This is a genomic window from Nostoc sp. (assembly GCF_035638895.1).
In the GTDB taxonomy this organism is placed as follows: Bacteria; Cyanobacteriota; Cyanobacteriia; order Cyanobacteriales; family Nostocaceae; genus Nostoc.
On record NZ_DASQZC010000038.1, the window covers coordinates 1 to 8,031 of the forward strand.

The 8,031-nt window shown below is 42.7% G+C and carries 10 protein-coding genes; 4 read left to right on the forward strand and 6 right to left on the reverse strand.

Features of this window, described 5'->3' with window-relative positions; translation table 11 throughout:
- The 5 genes from VE944_RS01575 to VE944_RS01595 form a co-directional block, all read right to left on the reverse strand.
- A partial coding sequence (locus VE944_RS01575) for a lipid-A-disaccharide synthase-related protein (protein WP_324971254.1) occupies positions 1 to 1,109 on the reverse strand: 1,109 nt, incomplete at its 3' end.
- A gap of 123 nt (positions 1,110 to 1,232) precedes the next feature.
- Complete coding sequence (gene plsY / locus VE944_RS01580) at positions 1,233 to 1,910, reverse strand: glycerol-3-phosphate 1-O-acyltransferase PlsY (protein ID WP_324971256.1); 678 nt, start codon at positions 1,908 to 1,910, stop codon at positions 1,233 to 1,235.
- 84 nt (positions 1,911 to 1,994) lie between these two features.
- Complete coding sequence (locus VE944_RS01585) at positions 1,995 to 3,263, reverse strand: DUF3086 domain-containing protein (RefSeq protein WP_324971258.1); 1,269 nt, start codon at positions 3,261 to 3,263, stop codon at positions 1,995 to 1,997.
- A 129-nt stretch (positions 3,264 to 3,392) separates the two neighbouring features.
- Positions 3,393 to 3,779, reverse strand: coding sequence for a DUF3119 family protein (locus VE944_RS01590; protein WP_118167435.1), 387 nt, complete (start codon positions 3,777 to 3,779; stop codon positions 3,393 to 3,395).
- Between the two features lie 144 nt (positions 3,780 to 3,923).
- Positions 3,924 to 4,718, reverse strand: a complete 795-nt coding sequence (locus tag VE944_RS01595; protein ID WP_324971262.1) for an MlaE family lipid ABC transporter permease subunit — start codon at positions 4,716 to 4,718, stop codon at positions 3,924 to 3,926.
- A gap of 509 nt (positions 4,719 to 5,227) precedes the next feature.
- Here VE944_RS01595 and VE944_RS01600 point away from each other — a divergent pair.
- From VE944_RS01600 to aroH, 3 genes are all read left to right on the forward strand, one after another.
- A complete protein-coding gene (locus VE944_RS01600) occupies positions 5,228 to 5,524 on the forward strand; it encodes a hypothetical protein (RefSeq protein WP_324971264.1) in 297 nt (98 codons plus the stop codon).
- 537 nt (positions 5,525 to 6,061) lie between these two features.
- Complete coding sequence (gene sppA / locus VE944_RS01605) at positions 6,062 to 6,883, forward strand: signal peptide peptidase SppA (protein ID WP_109011742.1); 822 nt, start codon at positions 6,062 to 6,064, stop codon at positions 6,881 to 6,883.
- Positions 6,884 to 6,971: 88 nt separating this feature from the next.
- A complete protein-coding gene (gene aroH, locus VE944_RS01610) occupies positions 6,972 to 7,385 on the forward strand; it encodes a chorismate mutase (protein ID WP_324971268.1) in 414 nt (137 codons plus the stop codon).
- A 22-nt stretch (positions 7,386 to 7,407) separates the two neighbouring features.
- Here the strand turns inward: aroH and VE944_RS01615 are convergent, their stop codons facing one another.
- Positions 7,408 to 7,575: a hypothetical protein gene (locus VE944_RS01615; RefSeq protein WP_324971270.1), complete on the reverse strand. Its 168-nt coding sequence runs from the start codon at positions 7,573 to 7,575 to the stop codon at positions 7,408 to 7,410.
- On the opposite strand from VE944_RS01615, the gene VE944_RS01620 reads away from it, so the two are divergent.
- The coding region (locus VE944_RS01620; protein WP_324971272.1) for an opioid growth factor receptor-related protein at positions 7,567 to 8,031 on the forward strand (465 nt) is incomplete at its 3' end. The two genes, VE944_RS01615 and VE944_RS01620, sit on opposite strands and share 9 nt — an antisense overlap.

The following is an 8,031-nucleotide window of genomic DNA, read 5'->3' on the forward strand; positions in this document are numbered from 1 at the left end:
GAATCTTGTAAAGTTTCAACTACTCGTTTAGCTGCTTGCTTGAGAATCTCAGGAGTTGCTGGCTTAGTGCCGATGGTTTGGGCAGAAGTGCCCAACAGCCGCGTTTGCGCTTCTGCAAATTGATAGGTAAATTGAGGGCCCTCTCCGGGAATCTGGATGATAGGTTTCCCGATCGCTACAGCTTGCTCCACTGCCAACCCTGCCATACCAATGACGAGAGTAGAGTAACATAGGATATCACTGAAGGCATCTGAATAACATCTCACTTCTACAAGGGGTGATTCCTCAGCAGAACTTCCTGGAGGAGAATAGGTGAGTATGCCTTGATTGAGCTGCCAACCTTGACTTTTGGCAATGTCGTCTAATTGCGCCATCAAACTCGGCATCAAGGCTGCACGAAATTGTAATCCTGACTCAGGCATCACCTTGGCGATTTCCACAACCAGTTGCAATTGCAAACAAAAATTTCGCGCGGCTTCAGGCATCCGCGATCCTGGTAAGATTGCGATCGCTCTCTCGTCCGGTTTCAGGTGCAAGTCTTTGCCAGTAGGGACGAGCCTATCTAAAGCCGGAATGCCAGCCAACAGAGCTTTAGTTAAACCTTGCCGTTGGAGGTCATAAGCCGTATGGGAATCCTTGGTGAAAACTCCCAGACATCGAGAAGAATTAAGATCGTGCCACAGCAGTGGATTGAGACGCAATCGCCCTTCATAGAGGGCAGAAAGACAAGAGATAAACGAGACGAAAGGACGCTTTGTTAAGTAAGCAAATGTCTGGGAGATAAAATCTCCAGTAGCCATAATCAAATCGCAGTTGGGAGCATACTCCAACACTGCTTGTAATTGTCGCCACGTTAACCCAATTAATCCCGACTGAAAATCTTTGAGCAAATAGAGGCGCTTCATGTAGAAGAATCCTCCAGAGGGCATTGTTTGTGTGGGGCCAATAATGGGAATGTCCAAGTTGCGGTAAGCTTTTCCTTCCCCTACAATCGGCATTGCTGCCATCTCGATAGAAGGACACAATTGGCGTAGGGTCTGAATAACATGAGAGGTGTGGTTGTCCTCTCCGTGTCCGTTACTGATAAACAAGATTCGCTTAGAAGGCATGAATAGTCGTAAAAATTTTGTTATGGTCGTCCTTAGTCATTTGTCCTTGGTCATTTGTAATTACAAAGGACAAATAACTAATGACAGCAAAAAGAAAAATATTTCACAAATGATTTAGGACTGTTATATAGTTTGTTCTGGTGCCGCTACATTTTGCCCAATTTTGGGTTCTGTTCCCGCAAACACTCGTTCAATATTAGAGCGATGGCGTAAAATCACATATAATCCACCGGCAATTCCAAACAGAATATATGGTAATGGTTGATGCAAAATTACCATGAAAATGGAAACAGCGATCGCACCTGCAATTGAACTCAAAGAGACAATCCGCGATATCGCCACCACAATGGCAAACACACCTGCTGTTGCTAAACCTATCTGCCAACTCATAGCCAACAAAATCCCCAAGCTTATAGCAACCGATTTACCACCAGTAAAGCCCAAAAAAATTGATTTACTATGTCCCAGGATGGCAGCTAACCCAGCTATTGTTATTAACCACGGTTGCCACACTTGTACATCTACCGTTAGGGGGATATAATTTTGAATCGCGTTGAAATTGAATAACCAGTAAACTAGAGCGATCGCTAATACTCCCTTTAAGGCATCAAGTACTAAAACGAATGCTCCTGGCCCTTTCCCCAAGGTTCTTAGTACGTTAGTTGCTCCAGTGGAACCTGAACCAACTTGTCGAATATCAATACCTTTTAACTGCTTAACAGCAATGTACCCAGTGGGAAAAGAACCCAATAGGTAAGCTATAACTACAATTGCCCCGCACAGAGTTAACCAAATAGCCATAATAAAATTCAAAATTCAAGATTCAAAATTTAAAAAAGTCAAGAGGTATTACTCTTGACCAATGACTAATGACTAATGACTTATTTAAAAGTCATCATCATAGTTTCTCACGGTTTTAGGGTCAGGAGCAAAAGCTAACCACAAAGGAAATTGCAGCAGTGACAGACTAATTTGCTCCTCTGAATCATCAATGATAATTAAGGGCAGTTGATTGGCTTTCGTCAATCGGTCTGCTTTCTGAGCCAGAGCATCAGACGCCTCAAATAATACCACACCCCGGTCTGGGCCGAAATCTGGGCGACCGATTCCTAGACAGTCTTGCAAGCCGCGCCGCCATTCACCCAATCGCTCTGGTGTATTAGCTAAAACTAAAGTACGGACGCGATCGCCATACAGCTTGTGTAATATCGAAATTGTAGCTGAGGCAATCAAAATATTTTGTAAGCGGCTACCCATTGTCCGCAAACCACCCCGTCCCCCTTGGGTAAAAAACCAGTTAGAAACTCGTTCTGCGTGGATTGGTTCAAAGGTACGGCGTAGTTGCCAGGCTGGCCCATAGTAATCTGGTTTATTGCGGTATTGGTCAATTAGGCGGCGAATTTGCTTGGTAGTATCTTGAAACTGCTGTTGGGCAAATTGTGGTATTCCAGGTTGGGTTTCAACTGGTTTAGCCTCTTTTTCTTTTACAGATGGTTTTTCTCGTTCCACTACACTTGGCGTCAGTTGCAACTGCTCGGCAGCAACGGCCAAATCCTGTAAGCTACCAGTGAGATAGTCTTTAAAACCCTGCACCCGAATAGCCAAGTCTTGGGATGTACCAGCAAAAGTGGTTCGCATCTCGTTGCGGATACGTTCTTGACGGCGTTCTAGTTGTTCTACAGAAATTTGCAGGGTTTGTTTGCGTTGTTCTAACTGCACCAACGACTCTTGCACAAGCCGTCCAAGCGATGTCTGAGTTTCACCCACTTGTGCCTGAAGATTTTTGTAAAAAGCTTGCAGCTTGGCTATTTCTTCCTTGAGAGCAGTTTCAGCGCTCTGCAACTCTGCAACTCGCTGCTCTGCTTCTGCATATAATAAATGGTTTTCTGATTCCAGTGCGGTATTTTCCGGTTCCGACTGCGCTACAAACTCGCCATTTGAATTTTCTGTTAGCTCTACTGTAGAATCTACCACTTCTGCATTAGAGATGAGTGGCTCAAAAGTTGTGTAGTTCTCTGATGAGCTAATGGCTCCTGTTTCTCCCACTGACTCAACAGATTGATTGAGTGGATGTTCAACTGCATTGTTCGGTTCTTGTTTTTCTGCCAACCGCTCATCAATTGGTTCTGGGGTTTGAGATGCCTCTGAGTTCATAAACAATAGTGTAATTCCTATGACGCGAATAAATAGCTTTCAGAAATATTACAATTGACCTGCCATAATCCTGAGTTTGATCTGTGCTGAGTCTAGAGCGAAACGACTCAGCACAGATCAAACTCAGGACTAAATACGCGGACAACGTTGTTCTAAGCAAGTTTTCAAGGTATTGGGATCAAATAAAATCGGTAAAAAGTGAATACTTTTAATTTCTTTAAAGTAAAACAAAATGGGGACTCCATTCCAAAAGATCCGCCAGTTTTGCCATTCCTGGTAGGGAAAGCGCCGAATTAATTTTTCGCCTCTGTAAATATCTAAGTCGGTGGCGGTAAATTGCAAACGCAGCGTTAACGCCTGAAACATAAGAAACAAACCAAATAGTGTAAAAACGGAGCCTACCCACGGTTGTACCAACAGTAGTGGAATAGCGGCAATCACCAACACTATAGGTATATTGTAACTAGGCTTGAGTTCCACTGTAGATGTGGAGTTAGGAGCAAATGAACTGGTCACAGTCTTAAATCCTGCTTTATTTACTAGGCATCTCTCTCTTTTATTTTAGGAGTCAGGAGTTAAGCGTTAGGAGTTAGGAGTTACAAGTGAGGAATTTTAACTTATAACTCTTGTACAGACGCGATTAATCGCGTCTCCTCACTTTTACAGCCCTATGAATGCACTGCCAGTCCCCTGAAACATTAACCAAGAAAGAAAAAAGTTACTAACGAATATAATTAGCAAGGCAGTCACAACAGCACTTGTGGTTGACTGTCCTACACCTTTGGCTCCTCCTGTTGTCGTCAACCCCCAACTGCAACCAATTACGGCGATTAAAATGCCAAAGCAACACGCCTTAATCATGGCGCTAACAATATCCCAGATACCAAGAAAGTTACGGGCTGAGTCTAAGAATACCGTATCAGACTGGTTGTAGATATTTGTCGCAATTATCAATCCCCCGAACATCCCTGTTACCAAAGACAGGAGGGTTAAAATTGGTAGCATTAAACAGCAAGCAAGGACGCGGGGAATAACCAGGTAATCGATTGGATCTGTTTTCAGCATCAACATGGCATCGATTTGTTCTGTGACTCGCATGGTACCAATTTCGGCTGCAAAGGCAGAACCGACTCGCCCAGCTAAAATCACTGCTGTCAACACGGGAGAAAGTTCTCGTGTCAACGCGACAGAAAGCACTCCGCCGATAATGTTTCCTGCGCCAAAGTTGATAAATTCCCGCGCCACCTGAATGGTAAACACCGCACCCACGAAAATAGCCGTCAATAGCGCAATAAATAAGGAATCTGGCCCAACTGCTGCCATTTGTTGCAAGGTGTTGCGCCGATGAATTTTGCCCCTCAATAGGTGAACTAGTACTTGCCCACCCAGAAAAATCGCCGCCAGCAGTCGCTGACTCCATTCTCCTAAACTGGATTTGGATGTAGTCTGGTTCAATGTTCTGTAGCTAACTCGGTGACTGCCTTAAGAATAGCGGAAGTCATTGGGATAGGGAATGGGGAATGGGGAATGGGGAGTGGGGAATGGGGAAAGAGGAGGCAAAAAGCAGAGGGCAGAAGTTCTTTAATTTTTAATTGTTTAATTTTTAATTGATTTCTCCCCCTGCCTCCCCTGCTCCCCTGCTCCCCCCACTTCTTACTCCCCACTCCCCACAGCGCTAAATATTAACTTTGATTAAAGATGCTCTCAGAAAATGAAGCTGTTATTAAAGGTGTTGCAAACCACTAAATAGGGCTAACTTTAGCTATAAACTTGATTGTGCAAGGGTTTTGTAAATTTAAATTATTTTTAAGATACCCAGCATGTGCTGTAGCTGGTAACCGTTTATTTTAATGAAAACTTAAGATTTTTGACAGATTGGTTGGTCAGGAGCGATCGCACGTATTGTAGAAAATGACGAACTGCTATCTAGCTCTTGTCATCTCTACTCACGGAGTTTGTCTTAAATGGCTATTTTCACTAACTTTCTCCGCTCCGTACTACTAACGATCATTTTTAGCTTTCTCGCTCCCATGTTACTTGTTGGCGGCGTATTGTTCCTTTTACCCCTCATCGGTTACTTCCCCGGCTTACAAGAGTTAACTGAGGCGATCGCTACTCAGATTATGCATTTTCTTGCCACCTTTGGCAGTGGAAGTCCCCTACGTGGATTATTTGTGATTAGTTTGACCTGTAGTTTTGTCGGCGCACTGTTTGATATGTACGTTTACTATCGGTGTCAAATTTTACGAATTGATTCATAAGTAAAAATAACTTCGTCAGATGCTCATGGGCTGTACAAAATAGGGAAAAGTCATATTCCCTAAAGTGAAAGTACTACTGGTTTTTACCTAAATAGGGATTAGTGTTGCTCAATGATTTTATTAATTAAATTGAGTGCCGAAATTATTGATTAAATATTTATTATTCATTAGTTATTAGTTATTAATTACTGACAACTATTACAGGTGCGCGACCCCAGTAAAACAATCCTTAAAAAGTTAAAAACCTAGAATGCCAAGGGTTGTAGGATTTTAATTCCGCAAAACAGCTAAAATAGTCTGTGCTAAATCATCATGCTGGACGCTAGACTAGAGTTTGGCGTTTTGTGTTATCTGCAATCTTTAAGGACTTGATTAGTATCCATTGAGAATATCAAATAAAACTCACTGCAAAATATAAAAATTTCCTTAAAATACTGATGATCACAATGCCTGCTCATGTTTCTTAACAGAGCAAAAGAGGTCGTCTGACCTTTGGGCATCTTATATTGAGTTTATTACGAGGTATGTTGACAGATCATGATTTGGCCGTTTAAGCCCAAGTTTAGAAAACAAATTGCGCGGATTGAAATTACTGGTGCAATCGCCGGTGCTACTCGCAAACGCGTCCTAGAAGCCTTAAAAACTGTAGAAGAAAAAAAGTTTCCGGCATTATTGCTCCGTATCGATAGCCCTGGCGGTACAGTCGGAGATTCCCAAGAAATCTACAGCGCTCTAAAGCGTCTGCGCGAAAAAATCAAAATCGTCGCTAGCTTTGGCAATATTTCGGCTTCTGGAGGAGTCTATATCGGCATGGGAGCCGAACATATCGTCGCTAACCCAGGTACAATTACGGGTAGTATTGGTGTGATTCTGCGTGGAAATAACTTGGAACGCTTGCTAGAAAAAATCGGTGTTTCCTTCCAGGTAATTAAGTCTGGCCCTTACAAAGACATATTGTCTTTTGATCGGCAACTGACTCAACCAGAAGAAAATATCTTGCAAGAGTTGATTGACACAAGTTATCAGCAGTTTGTCCAAACAGTAGCTGATGGACGTTCTTTAACAGTAGAAGCTGTGAAAAGTTTCGCTGATGGCCGGATTTTTACTGGACAGCAAGCCCTAGAGTTGGGTGTTGTAGATCGCCTGGGCACAGAAGAAGATGCCCGTCGCTGGACAGCAGAACTAGTCGGACTAGATCCAGAAAAAACTCTCTGCTATACCCTAGAAGAACGTAAACCTTTATTAAATCGCCTTCTACCAGGAAGTCGTCAAGTTTCATCAGGAATTCGATCTGGAATTGATTGGCTCGAATTTGAAATGTCTACTAGTGGTTTACCCTTGTGGTTATATCGACCCTAATATGAGTTAGGAGTTAGGAGTTAAAATTATCAATTTCTCACTCTTAACTCCTAACCCCTAACTTTTTTGTTTTAAGGAGGATTTGGGCGTGGAGTGGCAAATGCGGGCTATTCGCGGAGCAACAACCGTTTCAGAAAATACCGTTGAGGCAATGCGAGAGGTAGTAACAGAACTACTAGATGAATTAGAAAACCGGAATCAATTCCAACCGAGGGACATGATTAGTGTGACTTTCTCAGTTACACGCGATTTGGATGCTATTTTTCCAGCTGCGATCGCTAGAGCGCGTCCTGGTTGGGATAATGTGGCCATGTTGGATGTGCAGCAAATGCACGTCGAAGGTAGCTTACAGTGCTGCATTCGGTTCTTAATCCACGCTTATCTGCCAGCCTCCGCCTCGGTTCATCATATTTATTTACGCAACGCCGCTAGCTTGCGTCCCGACTGGAGTTTGCCCCAGTCTTTACAAACATCACAGCCAACAGTTAAGTCAAAAGTATAAATTCTTCAAATAAAATAAAAATTTATGTAACAAAAAGTATAAAAATATAATTTTGTGCTATGGTGGCTGCTAAATTTGCTGCTGGTGGAAGAATATTACTACTTTGTCGCAGTGATTTGAAGTCTATTGGTGAGGCGATCGCGCCTAAAATCAGGATGTTGAGTTGTAAAGGTAGTTTGCAATGAATCATCAAAAACAACTCAGTGCAATGCTTGTTCCATTCTACTTAGGGGAGCAACAAGATTCACAAGGTCGGACAATTCAAGAGATATGGACTTGGAATTTTGAAGAATTGGAGTGCGTCCACAATTACATTCAGTGGTTGTTCCCTTTGCCTGAGCGAAGTGCATTCAATCCTGATTCGCCCCTCGTTGATGAGGAAATAATTCAAGCATTTCAAAGCAACCCACACCTACGTCAAAATTTGCTGCGTTCCTTCACAGTTATGCTTAAATTTTATGGGTTGCAACGCCAAGAGAGTAATGACGGAAAAATAGTTGTCAGCCAGTCAGAAGACTATCCGAATCGTAAAGGCGAATGGGTCTGTAGATTTAACCACAATTATCTTCGGATCACCCGTATCTTAAAGTGTTTAATAACATTTGGATTGGAGAATGAAGCGCAAGCATTTTATGAAGGCTTGCGA

What these genes read in the sequence shown, in the direction of transcription:
- plsY (WP_324971256.1), bottom strand. Translation starts at nt 1,910, where the DNA reads ATGGCTATTTGGTTAACTCTGTGCGGGGCAATTGTAGTTATAGCTTAC.
- VE944_RS01600 (WP_324971264.1), top strand. Translation starts at nt 5,228, where the DNA reads ATGGCTATTTTCACTAACTTTCTCCGCTCCGTACTACTAACGATCATT.
- sppA (WP_109011742.1), top strand. Translation starts at nt 6,062, where the DNA reads ATGATTTGGCCGTTTAAGCCCAAGTTTAGAAAACAAATTGCGCGGATT.
- VE944_RS01585 (WP_324971258.1), bottom strand. Translation starts at nt 3,263, where the DNA reads ATGAACTCAGAGGCATCTCAAACCCCAGAACCAATTGATGAGCGGTTG.
- VE944_RS01615 (WP_324971270.1), bottom strand. Translation starts at nt 7,575, where the DNA reads ATGATTCATTGCAAACTACCTTTACAACTCAACATCCTGATTTTAGGC.